The organism is Pseudomonas sp. T1.Ur (assembly GCF_023516725.1).
GTDB classification, from domain to species: Bacteria; Pseudomonadota; Gammaproteobacteria; order Pseudomonadales; family Pseudomonadaceae; genus Aquipseudomonas; species Aquipseudomonas alvandae.
Map to the genome: position 1 here is coordinate 6,289,109 of NZ_JAMGSN010000001.1, position 13,461 is coordinate 6,302,569.

At 60.2% G+C, this 13,461-nt stretch carries 15 protein-coding genes; 12 read left to right on the forward strand and 3 right to left on the reverse strand.

What is annotated here, in order from left to right; translation table 11 throughout:
- Positions 1-140 precede the first annotated feature (140 nt).
- The 10 genes from M8Q45_RS27855 to M8Q45_RS27900 all read left to right on the forward strand — a co-directional run bounded on the left by M8Q45_RS27855 (position 141) and on the right by M8Q45_RS27900 (position 9,967).
- A complete protein-coding gene (locus M8Q45_RS27855) occupies positions 141-1,388 on the forward strand; it encodes an ABC transporter permease (protein ID WP_249877221.1) in 1,248 nt (415 codons plus the stop codon).
- Positions 1,389-1,401: 13 nt separating this feature from the next.
- Positions 1,402-2,226, forward strand: coding sequence for an ABC transporter permease (locus M8Q45_RS27860; RefSeq protein ID WP_249877222.1), 825 nt, complete (start codon positions 1,402-1,404; stop codon positions 2,224-2,226).
- Between the two features lie 205 nt (positions 2,227-2,431).
- Positions 2,432-3,580 carry an iron-containing alcohol dehydrogenase gene (locus tag M8Q45_RS27865; RefSeq protein WP_249877223.1) on the forward strand — a complete coding sequence of 383 codons (1,149 nt, stop codon included), beginning with the start codon at positions 2,432-2,434 and terminating at the stop codon, positions 3,578-3,580.
- Between the two features lie 78 nt (positions 3,581-3,658).
- Positions 3,659-4,333, forward strand: coding sequence for a ribulose-phosphate 3-epimerase (gene rpe / locus M8Q45_RS27870; RefSeq protein WP_202334998.1), 675 nt, complete (start codon positions 3,659-3,661; stop codon positions 4,331-4,333).
- Positions 4,330-5,148, forward strand: coding sequence for a phosphoglycolate phosphatase (locus tag M8Q45_RS27875; RefSeq protein ID WP_249877224.1), 819 nt, complete (start codon positions 4,330-4,332; stop codon positions 5,146-5,148). Before rpe ends, M8Q45_RS27875 begins: the two co-directional genes overlap by 4 nt.
- 70 nt (positions 5,149-5,218) lie before the next feature.
- Positions 5,219-6,700 carry an anthranilate synthase component I gene (trpE, locus tag M8Q45_RS27880; protein ID WP_249877225.1) on the forward strand — a complete coding sequence of 494 codons (1,482 nt, stop codon included), beginning with the start codon at positions 5,219-5,221 and terminating at the stop codon, positions 6,698-6,700.
- 84 nt (positions 6,701-6,784) lie between these two features.
- On the forward strand, positions 6,785-7,378 hold the full coding sequence (locus tag M8Q45_RS27885; protein ID WP_249877226.1) for an aminodeoxychorismate/anthranilate synthase component II: 594 nt from the start codon (positions 6,785-6,787) through the stop codon (positions 7,376-7,378).
- Between the two features lie 9 nt (positions 7,379-7,387).
- Positions 7,388-8,437 carry an anthranilate phosphoribosyltransferase gene (gene trpD / locus M8Q45_RS27890; RefSeq protein WP_249877227.1) on the forward strand — a complete coding sequence of 350 codons (1,050 nt, stop codon included), beginning with the start codon at positions 7,388-7,390 and terminating at the stop codon, positions 8,435-8,437.
- Positions 8,434-9,270 (forward strand): indole-3-glycerol phosphate synthase TrpC, encoded by an 837-nt coding sequence (gene trpC / locus M8Q45_RS27895; protein ID WP_249877228.1) that lies wholly within the window; start codon positions 8,434-8,436, stop codon positions 9,268-9,270. The genes trpD and trpC overlap by 4 nt, the downstream gene beginning before the upstream one ends.
- A gap of 4 nt (positions 9,271-9,274) precedes the next feature.
- Entirely contained in the window at positions 9,275-9,967 is a 693-nt protein-coding gene (locus M8Q45_RS27900; RefSeq protein ID WP_249877229.1) for a lipoate--protein ligase family protein, read from the forward strand.
- On the opposite strand, the gene crp is transcribed toward M8Q45_RS27900, so the two are convergent.
- Positions 9,964-10,608 (reverse strand): cAMP-activated global transcriptional regulator CRP, encoded by a 645-nt coding sequence (gene crp / locus M8Q45_RS27905; RefSeq protein ID WP_249877230.1) that lies wholly within the window; start codon positions 10,606-10,608, stop codon positions 9,964-9,966. The two genes, M8Q45_RS27900 and crp, sit on opposite strands and share 4 nt — an antisense overlap.
- Positions 10,609-10,841: 233 nt before the next feature.
- Here crp and M8Q45_RS27910 point away from each other — a divergent pair, with 233 nt between their 5' ends.
- Together M8Q45_RS27910 and speD are read left to right on the forward strand one after the other, a co-directional pair.
- Positions 10,842-11,264, forward strand: a complete 423-nt coding sequence (locus M8Q45_RS27910; protein ID WP_008061600.1) for an OsmC family protein — start codon at positions 10,842-10,844, stop codon at positions 11,262-11,264.
- A gap of 238 nt (positions 11,265-11,502) precedes the next feature.
- The gene (gene speD, locus M8Q45_RS27915; protein ID WP_181287400.1) at positions 11,503-12,297 is read left to right on the forward strand and encodes an adenosylmethionine decarboxylase; all 795 of its coding nucleotides are present in this window, start codon (positions 11,503-11,505) and stop codon (positions 12,295-12,297) included.
- A gap of 80 nt (positions 12,298-12,377) precedes the next feature.
- Here the strand turns inward: speD and coq7 are convergent, their stop codons facing one another.
- Together coq7 and M8Q45_RS27925 are read right to left on the reverse strand one after the other, a co-directional pair.
- A complete protein-coding gene (coq7, locus tag M8Q45_RS27920) occupies positions 12,378-13,025 on the reverse strand; it encodes a 2-polyprenyl-3-methyl-6-methoxy-1,4-benzoquinone monooxygenase (protein ID WP_030139203.1) in 648 nt (215 codons plus the stop codon).
- Positions 13,026-13,098: 73 nt separating this feature from the next.
- The gene (locus tag M8Q45_RS27925) at positions 13,099-13,437 is read right to left on the reverse strand and encodes a histidine triad nucleotide-binding protein (protein ID WP_249877231.1); all 339 of its coding nucleotides are present in this window, start codon (positions 13,435-13,437) and stop codon (positions 13,099-13,101) included.
- Between the last annotated feature and the right edge of the window lie 24 nt (positions 13,438-13,461).

Consider the following 13,461-nt stretch of genomic DNA (forward strand, 5'->3'; position numbering starts at 1 on the left):
CTGCGATCTTTTGATCTTCAGTGTCCATGAGGACCTCGAAAGATCGCAGGCTGCGCCAGCTCCTACAGGATTTGCGTTTCACCATAAACAGAGGCGGCTCGCCGCCCCTGTAACGATCAAGAAGATTTGCGGAGTTCGCCATGGCCATCGCCGTTCCACTGAACGCGGGCACCAGCCCCACACTCAAGCAGCGGCTCAAGCGCGCCGAGCGGGTCAACCGCTGGAAGGCCCAGGCGCTGATCGCGCCGCTGGTGCTGTTTCTGTTGCTGGTGTTCCTGGTGCCGATCGTCGCGCTGCTGTTCAAAAGCGTCAGCAACCCGGAAGTCGTAGGCGCCATGCCGCGCACCGTCGCTGCCGTCGCTGCCTGGGACGGACGTGGTTTGCCCGGCGAGCCGGTGTACAAGGCTGCCAGCGAGGACTTGGCTGAAGCCCGCAAAAATCAAACGCTGGGCGACTTGTCCAAGCGACTGAACATGGAATCGGCCGGTTATCGCAGCCTGCTGACGAAAACGGCCCGGGCGCTGCCGTTCGCGACTGAGCCCGCCTCTTATAAAGAAGCATTGGAAGGCCTCGACGAGCGCTGGGGCGATCCGGCGTACTGGCAAGTGATCCGCCGCAACACCAGTAACGTCACGCCGTATTATCTGTTGGCGGCTGTCGACCACCGGATCGACGATCTCGGCGAACTGGCGCCAGCCACCCCCGACCAGGCGATCTACCTGGACATCTTCACCCGTACTTTCTGGATGGGCCTGGTGATCACCGCGATCTGCCTGGTCCTGGCCTATCCGCTGGCCTACCTGCTGGCGAACCTGCCTTCACGGCAAAGCAACCTGCTGATGATCCTGGTGCTGCTGCCGTTCTGGACTTCGATCCTGGTACGGGTGGCGGCGTGGATCGTGCTGCTGCAGTCCGGTGGGTTGATCAACAGCGCGTTGATGGCCATGGGTGTCATCGATAAACCGCTGGAGCTGGTGTTCAACCGCACCGGCGTCTACATCTCGATGGTCCACATCCTGCTGCCGTTCATGATCCTGCCGATCTACAGCGTGATGAAGGGCATCTCGCCCACCTACATGCGGGCGGCGATTTCCCTGGGCTGCCACCCGTTCGCCAGTTTCTGGCGGGTCTACTTCCCGCAGACCTATGCCGGTGTCGGCGCCGGGTGCCTGTTGGTGTTCATCCTTGCCATCGGCTACTACATCACCCCGGCGCTGCTGGGCAGCCCGAACGACCAGATGGTCAGCTATTTCGTCGCGTTCTACACCAACACCAGCATCAACTGGGGCATGGCGACGGCGCTCGGCGGGCTGCTGTTGCTGGCGACCATCGTGCTTTATCTGATTTACAGCTGGCTGGTGGGCGCCAGTCGCCTGCGCCTGAGCTAAGGGGAGATCTGAAATGCTGAGTCCTTACATGTCCCCCGTGGAACGGGTGTGGTTCTACAGCTTGCGCATACTTTGCGGGCTGATCCTGTTGTTCCTGATCCTGCCGGTGCTGGTGATCATTCCGTTGTCGTTCAACTCCGGCAGCTTCCTGGTGTACCCGCTGCAGGGCTTTTCGTTGCAGTGGTATCACGATTTCTTCGCTTCGGCGGAGTGGATGCGGGCCTTGAAGAACAGCATCATCGTTGCCCCGGCGGCGACATTGCTGGCGATGATCTTCGGTACGCTGGCGGCCATTGGCCTGACTCGCGGCGATTTCCCGGGCAAGGCGCTGGTGATGGCCCTGGTGATTTCCCCGATGGTGGTACCGGTGGTGATCATCGGCGTGGCGAGCTACCTGTTTTTCGCACCGCTGGGCATGGGTAACAGCTTCTTCTCCTTGATCATCGTCCACGCCGTGCTGGGCGTACCGTTCGTCATCATTACCGTCTCGGCGACACTACAGGGTTTCAACCACAACCTCGTCCGGGCGGCTGCAAGTCTCGGGGCGTCGCCATTGACGGCGTTTCGTCGGGTGACCCTGCCGTTGATCGCCCCGGGCGTGATCTCTGGAGCGCTGTTCGCCTTCGCGACGTCGTTCGACGAGGTGGTCGTAACCCTGTTCCTGGCCGGTCCCGAGCAGGCAACGTTGCCACGACAGATGTTCAGCGGTATCCGCGAAAACCTCAGCCCCACCATCGCGGCGGCGGCGACGTTGCTGATTGCCTTCTCGGTAATCCTGCTGCTGACCCTGGAGTGGTTGCGTGGGCGTAGCGAGAAGCTGCGCACCACCCAAGCCTGACGGCCCGCTGCAAAAACCATTGTGGGAGCGAGCCTGCTCGCGAATGCGGTGTCACATCCGACATTTATGTCGATGGACACGCCGCTTTCGCGAGCAGGCTCGCTCCCACACTTGGTTTGCGGTGTATTCAAGCGCTGAATCGCAGCCAACCCTCAATCCCGAGCTATCCTTGTGCCAGCCCATACTCGAACAAGAGGCCGCGCACATGAGTCTTTCCTCATTCAAGATCGCCCACAAACTGATCACTGGCGCCGCTGCCATCGAGCAGCTGGCTGCCGAGCTGACGCGCCTGGACGTCGACAATCCACTGATCGTGACCGACGCGGCGCTGGTCAAGTCCGGCACGGTGGAGCTGGCGCTGCAGCACCTGGGCGGACGCGACTACGAGATTTTCGACCGGGTCATGCCGGACCCGGAAATCGCCATCGTCGAAGATTGCATGCAAGCCTACCGCGACGGTGGCCATGACGGCCTGATCGGCCTGGGCGGCGGCAGCGCCATCGATATCGCCAAGTGCGTGGGTGTCTACGCCGGTTACCACGGCGAGTTGCAAGATATGTTCGGTGTCGATCAGGTGCCACGCAAAGGCCCGCCCATGATCGCCATCCCCACCACGGCCGGTACCGGTTCGGAAGTGACCAATGTGGCGATCCTCTCCGACAAGGCCGCCCAGCTGAAAAAAGGCATCGTCAGCGATTATCTGTTGCCGGACGTGGCGCTGGTCAGCCCGCAGATGACGCTCACATGCCCGCGCAGCGTAACGGCTGCCAGTGGTGTCGATGCGCTGGCGCATGCCATCGAGGCCTACCTGTCGCTCAATGCCTCGCCGATTACCGATGCACTGGCCATCGGCGCAATCAAGCTGATCACCCGGGCCCTGCCCAAGGCCTACGCCAACCCTAACCATCTGCAAGCCCGTGAAGACATGGCCACCGCCAGCCTGATGGCCGGCATGGCGTTCGGCAATGCCGGGGTTGGGGCGGTGCATGCGCTGGCTTATCCGTTGGGCGGGCGTTTCCATGTATCCCACGGGGTCGCCAATGCGTTGCTGCTGCCCTATGTGATGGCGTGGAACAAAATGGCGTGTGTCGAGCGCATGCGCGACATTGCCGAGGCCATGGGCATCAGGACCGCTCACCTGAGCGACCTTGCGGCCGCCGACGAGGCTGTCGATGCGATGGTCGCCTTGTGCGCCGCCGTGCAGATCCCCCAAGGCCTGAGCGGCCTGGGCGTGACCGAGGACGTGATCCCGTCCATGGCGGTGGAGGCTGCGGGGATCGAGCGCCTGATGCGCAACAATCCGCGCCAACTGAGCGCCGCCGATATCGAGAAGATCTACCGCGCGGCGTATTGATCGCCTGTCACGGTGGGCGCGCCAAATCTTGAGGTATACAATGCGCGCCATCGTGATTTCGCTCAAAACAGGTGCGTCATGCAGCCCTTCGCTATTGCTCCGTCGATTCTCTCCGCCGACTTCGCCCGCCTGGGCGAGGAAGTGGACAACGTTCTGGCCGCCGGGGCCGACATCGTTCACTTCGATGTCATGGACAACCACTACGTGCCCAACCTGACCATCGGCCCGATGGTCTGCGCGGCGCTGCGCAAGTACGGCATCACCGCGCCGATCGACGCGCACCTGATGGTCAGCCCGGTGGACCGCATCGTCGGTGATTTCATCGAGGCGGGCGCGACCTACATCACCTTCCACCCGGAAGCCACGCTGCACGTCGATCGCTCCCTGCAACTGATCCGCGAAGGCGGTTGCAAGGCCGGCCTGGTATTCAACCCGGCTACGCCGCTGGACGTCTTGAAATACGTGATGGACAAGGTCGACATGGTCCTGCTGATGAGCGTCAACCCTGGCTTCGGCGGGCAGAAATTCATCCCGGGCACCCTCGACAAGCTGCGTGAAGCTCGTGCATTGATCGATGCCTCGGGCCGTGACATCCGCCTGGAAATCGACGGCGGCGTGAACGTGAACAATATCCGTGAAATCGCTGCGGCCGGCGCCGACACCTTTGTCGCCGGTTCGGCGATCTTCAATGCGCCGAACTACCAAGAGGTGATTGCAAAAATGCGCGCCGAACTGGCCCTGGCGCGTCCATGAGCGGCTTCGAGCAGCTGTTTCCCGGCAGCCTGCCGCGCCTGGTGATGTTCGACCTGGATGGCACGCTGGTCGATTCGGTACCGGATCTCGCGGCCGCCGTGGACAGCATGCTGCTCAAGCTCGGACGCCCACCTGCCGGCATCGACGCGGTGCGCCAGTGGGTGGGCAACGGTGCGCCGATGCTGGTGCGCCGGGCCCTGGCCAACCACATCGATGCCCTAGGCGTCGATGAAGCCGAAGCCGAACGGGCGATGGAGCTGTTCAATGAAGCCTACGAAGGCAACCACGCACTGACCGTGGTCTACCCCGGTGTGCGTTCCGCGCTCAAATGGCTGCACAAGCAAGGCGTGGAGATGGCGCTGATCACCAACAAGCCGGAGCGCTTTGTCGCGCCGCTGCTGGACCAGATGAAAATCGGCCGTTATTTCCGCTGGATCATCGGCGGCGATACGTTGCCGCAAAAAAAGCCCGACCCTGCGGCGCTGTTCTTCGTGATGAAAATGGCCAACATCCCGGCCTCACAGTCGTTGTTCGTCGGTGATTCGCGCAGCGATGTGCTGGCGGCGAAAGCGGCAGGCGTCAAGTGCGTGGCGTTGAGCTACGGTTATAACCATGGCCGGCCGATCGCCGAAGAGTTTCCGACGTTGGTGATCGATGACTTGCGTCTGTTAATTCCCGGTTGCCTGGACCCGGCCGCTGAGATAACGTTGCCCGACGCTGTTCAATCCTCTTCTGGAAACGCCATCGTGGTGGTCACTCGCAAACTCTGGATGAAAGTCATGAAGGCCCTGGCCCGCTGGCGTTGGCGCGCCTGACTTGATCCTGGCCGGTTATCCGGCGCGTTTGCATACCTGACTGTCAGCTCCTCTTGCCACGAGGCACCCCATGATCCGCGAAGAATTCCTGCGTCTAGCCGCTGCCGGCTACAACCGCATCCCGCTCGCCTGCGAAACCCTGGCCGACTTCGACACGCCGCTGTCGATCTACCTCAAGCTGGCCGACCAGCCCAACTCCTACCTGCTCGAATCGGTGCAGGGCGGCGAGAAATGGGGTCGTTACTCCATGATTGGCTTGCCGTGCCGTACGGTGCTGCGGGTGCATGACCATCGCATCAGCGTGACCCACGACGGCGTCGAGATCGAAAGCCTCGACGTCGAGGACCCGCTGGCGTTCGTCGAATCCTTCAAGGCCCGCTACAACGTGCCAACCATCCCGGGCCTGCCCCGTTTCAACGGTGGCCTGGTCGGATATTTCGGCTACGACTGCGTGCGCTACGTGGAAAAACGTCTCGGCACCTGCCCGAACCCCGACCCGCTGGGCGTGCCGGACATCTTGCTGATGGTCTCCGACGCTGTGGTGGTCTTCGATAACCTCGCCGGCAAGATGCATGCGATTGTCCTGGCAGACCCGTCCCAGGAAGATGCCTACGAGCAAGGTCAGAAAAGCCTGCAGGCGCTGCTGGAAAAGCTCCGTCAACCGCTCACGCCGCGCCCAGGCCTGGATTTCAGCAAGCAGTCGGCCGCCGACCCGGTGTTCCGTTCCAGCTTCACCCAGGATGACTACGAACGGGCCGTCGATACCATCAAGGAATACATCCTCGCCGGTGACTGCATGCAAGTGGTGCCGTCGCAACGGATGTCCATCGACTTCAAGGCGGCACCCATCGATCTCTACCGGGCGTTGCGCTGCTTCAACCCGACACCCTACATGTACTTCTTCAATTTCGGCGATTTCCACGTCGTGGGCAGTTCGCCGGAAGTGCTGGTGCGGGTCGAAGACAACCTGATCACCGTCCGACCGATCGCCGGTACTCGCCCCCGTGGCGCCACGGGGGAGGCGGACCGGGCCCTCGAAGAGGACCTGCTGTCGGACGACAAGGAAATCGCCGAGCACCTGATGCTGATCGACCTGGGGCGCAACGACACCGGGCGTGTCTCGGAGATCGGTTCGGTGAAGCTCACCGAGAAAATGGTCATCGAGCGCTATTCCAACGTGATGCACATCGTGTCCAACGTTACCGGGCAGTTGAAAGCCGGGTTGACGGCCATGGACGCCTTGCGGGCGATCCTGCCGGCCGGCACGTTGTCCGGCGCACCGAAAATCCGGGCGATGGAGATCATCGACGAACTGGAACCGGTCAAGCGCGGTGTGTACGGCGGGGCGGTGGGTTACTTCGCCTGGAACGGCAACATGGACACCGCCATTGCGATTCGTACCGCGGTCATCAAGAACGGCGAACTGCACGTACAGGCTGGCGGTGGCATCGTTGCCGACTCGGTGCCGGCATTGGAGTGGGAAGAAACCCTGAACAAGCGTCGGGCGATGTTCCGTGCCGTGGCGTTGGCGGAGCAGACTTCAGGCGACTGAAGTCCTCCCTCGACAACCTGTGGCCAAGGGTTTTCCCGTCCCAAAGGCCGTTTTTAAGTCAGTGAATCAAAAGGTTGCTACGCCATGTTGCTGATGATCGATAATTACGACTCCTTTACCTACAACGTTGTGCAGTACCTTGGCGAGCTCGGTGCCGAGGTCAAGGTGGTGCGCAACGACGAGCTGACCATTGCCGAAATCGAGGCCCTCAAGCCCGAGCGCATCGTGGTCTCCCCTGGCCCATGTACGCCGACCGAAGCGGGCATTTCCATCGAAGCCATCAAGTATTTTGCCGGCAAGCTGCCGATCCTCGGCGTGTGCCTGGGCCACCAGTCGATCGGACAGGCGTTCGGTGGCGATGTCGTGCGCGCCCGACAAGTCATGCATGGCAAGACCAGCCCGGTGTTCCATGAAGACAAGGGCGTATTCGAAGGCCTGAATCGCCCGCTTACCGTCACCCGCTACCACTCCCTCGTCGTCAAGCACGCTACCCTGCCCGACTGCCTGGAGTTGACTGCCTGGACCCAGCTCGAAGACGGTTCGGTCGACGAGATCATGGGATTGCGACACAAGACGTTAAATATCGAAGGTGTGCAATTCCACCCTGAGTCTATCCTCACTGAACAGGGCCACGAGCTGTTCGCCAACTTCCTCAAACAAACCGGCGGCACGCGCTAAGGACTTTTCATGGATATCAAGACAGCCCTGAACCGTATCGTCGGCCAGCTCGACCTGAGCACCGATGAAATGCGCGACGTGATGCGCGAAATCATGACTGGCCAATGCACGGATGCGCAGATTGGTGCGTTCATGATGGCCATGCGCATGAAGAGCGAGAGCATCGACGAAATCGTCGGTGCCGTGACCACCATGCGGGAACTGGCGGACAAGGTCGAACTCAAGACGCTGGACGGCGTGGTGGACGTGGTAGGGACCGGCGGTGATGGGGCCAATATCTTCAACGTGTCCACCGCCTCGGCATTTGTCGTCGCTGCGGCGGGTTGCACTGTCGCCAAGCATGGCAACCGTGCGGTCTCGGGCAAGAGCGGCAGTGCCGACCTGCTGGAGGCAGCGGGTATCTACCTGAACCTGACCCCGGTCCAGGTGGCTCGCTGCATCGATAGCGTGGGCATCGGTTTCATGTTCGCCCAGACCCACCACAGCGCCATGAAGCATGCCGCCGCGCCCCGTCGGGAGTTGGGCTTGCGCACGCTGTTCAATATGCTCGGCCCGCTTACGAATCCGGCCGGTGTGAAGCATCAGGTGGTGGGAGTGTTCAGCGAGGCGTTGTGCCTGCCTCTGGCCGAGGTATTGCAACGTCTGGGCAGCAAGCACGTGCTGGTGGTCCATTCGAAGGATGGCCTGGATGAGTTCAGCCTGGCGGCACCCACCTTCGTGGCTGAGCTAAAAAATGATCAGATTACGCAATATTGGGTCGAACCCGAGGACCTGGGCATGAAGAGCCAGAGCCTCCATGGGCTGGCAGTGGATGGCCCGGCCCAGTCGCTGGAACTGATCCGCGATGCCTTGGGGCGTCGTAAGACCGAGAATGGCCAGAAGGCAGCCGAGATGATCGTGCTCAACGCGGGTGCCGCGTTGTACGCCGCCGATCACGCCAGCAGCCTCAAGCAGGGTGTCGAGCTTGCCCATGATGCGCTGCACACCGGCCTGGCCCGAGAAAAACTGGAAGAATTGGGCGCGTTTACCGCCGTATTCAAAGTGGAGAATGAAGGATGAGCGTGCCAACGGTTCTGGAAAATATTCTGGCTCGCAAGAAGCAGGAAGTCGCCGAGCGCAGTGCCCGGGTCAGCCTGGCCGAGTTGGAAAGTCTCGCACGTTCGGCCGATGCGCCTCGCGGCTTTGCCCAGGCGCTGATCGACCAGGCGAAGAAGAAGCAGCCGGCGGTGATTGCCGAAATCAAGAAGGCCTCCCCCAGCAAAGGTGTGATTCGCGAGCATTTCGTTCCGGCCGACATCGCCAAGAGCTACGAGAAGGGCGGCGCGACCTGCCTTTCGGTGCTGACCGATGTGGATTTTTTCCAGGGCGCCGACGACTATCTCAAGCAGGCGCGGGCGGCATGCAAGCTGCCGGTGATCCGCAAGGATTTCATGATCGACCCGTACCAGATCGTCGAGGCCCGGGCCTTGGGCGCCGATTGCGTGCTGTTGATCGTTTCCGCGCTGGACGACGTGAAGATGGCCGAGTTGGCCGCGGTGGCAAAGGGCGTCGGCTTGGATGTGTTGGTGGAAGTCCACGACGGCGAAGAGCTGGAGCGGGCCCTCAAGACCCTGGATACCAAGCTGGTCGGCGTGAACAATCGCAACCTGCACACCTTTGAAGTCAGCTTGGAAACGACCTTGGACCTGTTGCCGCGAATCCCCCGTGATCGGCTGGTCATCACCGAAAGCGGCATCCTCAACCGGGCCGATGTCGAGTTGATGGAAGTCAGTGACGTGTATTCGTTCCTGGTGGGCGAAGCGTTCATGCGGGCCGAAAGCCCGGGCATGGAATTGCAACGGTTGTTCTTTCCCGAGCGCGGCGTTCCGGTGACCGGCTCGACGTTGGACTGAACGAATGCCTCCCGTCATTTCCTTTACTGTCGAAAACGGCTTGCAAGCCGAGCAGGATTTACTGGCGAGCGTCTGCGCCGGTGAGGCTGAATCCGACTTGCTGTTCTGGCAACCGAATGACCGCGCGCTGGTCATGCCGCGTCGCTTGAGTCGCTTGCCGGGATTCGACATCGCCTGCGAAGTATCAGCCGCCCATGGCTGGCCGGTGCTCCTGCGCGAAACCGGCGGTGAGCCGGTGCCTCAATCAGCCGCGACGATCAATATCGCGCTGGTCTACGCACCGCCGCGCAGTGAAGGTGATCATGGGCGGATCGAAACCGCCTATCGTCGGTTGTGCGATCCCATCTGCCAGTTGCTCGATGAATTGGGCGGGGTGGCGTCGCTAGGGGAAGTGGCGGGCGCTTTTTGTGATGGGCGCTTCAATGTCAATCTGGACGGTCGGAAGATGGTAGGCACCGCCCAGCGTTGGCGACAGAGCAAGGGAGGGCAGCGTCCGGTAGGCTTGGTGCATGGCGCACTACTGCTGGACGACGAGCGCGAAGCCATGGTCGCGGCGGTCAATCGTTTCAATGAAGCCTGTGGCCTGGAGCAACGCGTGCGTGCCGGGAGCCATATTGCCCTTCATGAAAAATTCCCCGCGCCCCACGCCCTGGAGCGACTTGAGACCCTGTATCAGGCACTGCTGGACAGCCTCTAGCGGGTGCCGAAGACCACCATCGTCTTGCCTTTGACGCTGACCAGGTTGCGTTCTTCCAGGTCCTTGAGCACACGGCCAACCATCTCGCGGGAGCAGCCGACAATGCGGCCGATTTCCTGACGCGTCACTTTGATCTGCATGCCGTCGGGGTGGGTCATGGCGTCGGGTTGCTTGCACAGGTCCAAAAGGCAACGGGCGACACGACCGGTTACGTCGAAGAAGGCGAGGTCGCCTACCTTGCGCGTGGTGTTGCGCAGGCGCTGGGCGATTTGTCCGCTGAGGACGAAAAGAATGTCCGGATCCTGCTGCGACAGCTCTCGAAATTTGCTGTAGCCGATTTCTGCGACTTCACATTCGACTTTCGCCCGCACCCAAGCGCTGCGCTCTTGCTCCTTGCCGGCCTGTTCGAACAAACCCAACTCGCCGAAGAAGTCCCCCGAATTGAGGTAGGCGATGATCATCTCCCGTCCTTCATCGTCCTCGATCAGGATAGTGACTGATCCCTTGATGATGAAGAACAGCGTGTCGGAACGGTCCCCCGCGCAAATGATGCTGTGTTTGGCGGGGTAGCGGCGACGCTGGCAATGCATCAAGAGCTTGTCGAGATTTTTGATCTTGGACGTGGGAGTAATGGCAACCATGGTTGTGTCCCGAAAAACTGCGCGGTTTGGTGGTTTGGTTTTTTATGAAGGCGAGTAGCCATTGCAAAAGCTGGCCATACGCCATTGACTGGGCGCCAGCTTAACAGAGGCGTTCTTAATAATTTGAGAATTTACTGACGTGTATCTGCGCCGGGTACCTTCAGGCGGAAGCCGCCATCGCGGGGGGCTGTGCTAAGCTGGCGCCCCCTTTTTATGACAGTGGAGTCTTGGCGATGAAGGCACGCATCCAATGGGCTGGCGAAGCCATGTTCCTCGGTGAGTCGGGCAGCGGTCATGTGGTCGTCATGGATGGCCCGCCGGATGCCGGAGGGCGGAACCTGGGTGTTCGGCCAATGGAAATGTTGCTGCTGGGTGTTGGTGGCTGCAGCAATTTCGATGTAGTCAGCATCCTCAAGAAGTCGCGCCAAGCGGTCGAAAGTTGCGAAGCCTTCCTGGAAGCCGAGCGCGCGACCGAGGATCCTAAGGTTTTCACCAAGATCCACATGCACTTTGTGGTGAAGGGCCGGGGGCTGAAAGAGGCCCAGGTCAAGCGCGCCATCGAGCTGTCGGCCGAGAAATATTGTTCGGCCTCGATCATGCTCGGCGCCGCCGGTGTTGAAATCACTCACGATTATGAAATCATCGAATTGGGTTGAATCGACATCCAACCATCACAAAAGCGGTGCAAGCTCTGGCGATCAGAAGCTGACGTCTGCATAATGCGCCACTTTTTTCAGGGCAGTGATCGGCTTGCGGCCGGTCCCTTGCCTGGACAGACAACCAAAATCGCCATCGCGAAGAGGTGTTAACCGTCCTACGCAGATGCGTCGTTCGCATCTGACGGGCATGCTTGATCACGCGGCCAGGCCGCAATACACAGAGAGTTTTCAAACGGTGAAAAGCAAACTCAAGCTCCATGGGTTCAATAACCTGACAAAGACCTTGAGCTTCAACATCTATGACATCTGCTATGCGGAAACCCCGCAAGACCAGCAGGCCTACGTCGAGTACATCAATAAAGAGTACAACGCCAAGCGCCTCACGCAGATTCTCACGGAAGTTGTCGATATCATTGGTGCCAACATCCTGAACATAGCAAGTCAGGACTATGAGCCCCAGGGCGCCAGCGTGACTATCTTGATTTCGGAAGAGCCGGTGACACCGACCGACAGCCAAATCGAAGAGTCCCCGGGCCCGTTGCCTGAAATTATCCTGGCCCACCTCGACAAGAGCCATATCACGGTCCACACCTATCCGGAAATCCATCCAGTGGATGGCATCGCTACGTTCCGAGTGGACATCGACGTGTCGACCTGTGGGGTCATTTCACCGCTCAAGGCCCTCAACTTCCTGATTCACCAATTCGATTCCGATATCGTGACCGTGGATTATCGCGTGCGTGGGTTTACCCGGGATGTGGAAGGCCACAAGCATTTCATCGACCACGAAATCAATTCGATCCAGAACTATCTTTCCGAAGACACGCGCGACGCCTACCAGATGACGGACGTGAACGTGTATCAGGAGAACCTGTTCCACACCAAAATGCTGCTCAAGGACTTTGAGCTGGATAACTACCTGTTTGGCGATGCCACGAGCAATCTGTCTGCTGAACAGCGTGGGCAGGTGGAAGAGCGGGTCAAGCACGAAATGCTGGAAATTTTTTACGCGCGCAATATGCCGCGCTAAAGTTTCGGCTATGAAAAAAGGCGACTGTCCAGGGGCAGTCGCCTTTTTTCATTTTGGAAGGCCTCGTTCCGCTTTCGCTATCAGATCCGATAAGTACTCTTGGTCATGACTTTGGCCAGCAGGCTCATGCCGAACTTGACGGGAGCCGGAAAGCGGAAGCCGCCGGCTTCCAGAGCGCTCTCGGCGTGGTGCTCTTCATCTTCACGCATCTGCTCAAGAATCGCCCGGGACTTTTCATCCTCGACGGGCAATTGCTGCAGGTGCTCGTTCAAGTGTTTGCACACCTGATGTTCGGTAGCTGCGACGAAACCAAGGCTGACCTTGTCGCTGATCAGGCCCGCCACGGCGCCAATCCCGAATGACATGCCATAAAACAGCGGATTCAGCACGCTGGTGTGGCTGCCCAACTGGCGAATGCGTTGCTCGCACCAGACCAGATGATCGATCTCCTCCTCGGCGGCCTGCTCCATCGCTTCGCGTACCTGCGGCAACTTCGCTGTCAGCGCCTGGCCCTGGTAGAGCGCCTGGGCGCAGACTTCACCGGTATGGTTGATACGCATCAGTCCGGCCACATGGCGAGTCTCTTCATCGCTCATCTGCACGTCCGGCTGCACGATGGCCGGCGATGGGCGGTACGGCTGGCCACTGAAGGGCAACAGCGTACGCATCGCAGTGTCGGCCTGCAGCAGCAGGCGATCGATGGGCGAGTAGTGACGTTGGGTAGTCATGCTTACCTCCGGAAAAAATCTCGGCGGCCAGTTTAACTCAATCGGCCGCTGGGGATTTGCGTTGGATCATGGATCAGCCCGGCGGCCAATTCATCTGGCGCTGTCCGAGCACATGCATATGAATGTGATAGACGGTCTGCCCACCGAGTTCATTGCAGTTCATCACCACCCGGAAGCCTTCTTCACAACCCAGCTCGAGGGCCAGGCGCTGGGCGGTGAACAGGATATGCCCAGCCAGTCCCTTGTCGTCCTCGGCCAGGTCATTGAGGGTGCGGATCGGTTTCTTTGGAATGACCAGGAAGTGAACCGGTGCCTGTGGAGCAATATCGTGGAAGGCCAGGACCTGGTCATCCTCATAGATGATCTTCGCCGGGATTTCCCGGTTGATGATCTTGGTAAACAAGGTATCCACAGCTGTCTCTCCATTGGTTTAGTC

Coding starts and splice junctions, on each gene's coding strand:
- rpe (WP_202334998.1), top strand. CDS start 3,659: ATGCAGCCCTTCGCTATTGCTCCGTCGATTCTCTCCGCCGACTTCGCC.
- M8Q45_RS27900 (WP_249877229.1), top strand. CDS start 9,275: ATGCCTCCCGTCATTTCCTTTACTGTCGAAAACGGCTTGCAAGCCGAG.
- trpD (WP_249877227.1), top strand. CDS start 7,388: ATGGATATCAAGACAGCCCTGAACCGTATCGTCGGCCAGCTCGACCTG.
- M8Q45_RS27910 (WP_008061600.1), top strand. CDS start 10,842: ATGAAGGCACGCATCCAATGGGCTGGCGAAGCCATGTTCCTCGGTGAG.
- trpC (WP_249877228.1), top strand. CDS start 8,434: ATGAGCGTGCCAACGGTTCTGGAAAATATTCTGGCTCGCAAGAAGCAG.
- M8Q45_RS27885 (WP_249877226.1), top strand. CDS start 6,785: ATGTTGCTGATGATCGATAATTACGACTCCTTTACCTACAACGTTGTG.
- M8Q45_RS27855 (WP_249877221.1), top strand. CDS start 141: ATGGCCATCGCCGTTCCACTGAACGCGGGCACCAGCCCCACACTCAAG.
- M8Q45_RS27875 (WP_249877224.1), top strand. CDS start 4,330: ATGAGCGGCTTCGAGCAGCTGTTTCCCGGCAGCCTGCCGCGCCTGGTG.
- M8Q45_RS27860 (WP_249877222.1), top strand. CDS start 1,402: ATGCTGAGTCCTTACATGTCCCCCGTGGAACGGGTGTGGTTCTACAGC.
- M8Q45_RS27865 (WP_249877223.1), top strand. CDS start 2,432: ATGAGTCTTTCCTCATTCAAGATCGCCCACAAACTGATCACTGGCGCC.
- crp (WP_249877230.1), bottom strand. CDS start 10,608: ATGGTTGCCATTACTCCCACGTCCAAGATCAAAAATCTCGACAAGCTC.
- trpE (WP_249877225.1), top strand. CDS start 5,219: ATGATCCGCGAAGAATTCCTGCGTCTAGCCGCTGCCGGCTACAACCGC.
- coq7 (WP_030139203.1), bottom strand. CDS start 13,025: ATGACTACCCAACGTCACTACTCGCCCATCGATCGCCTGCTGCTGCAG.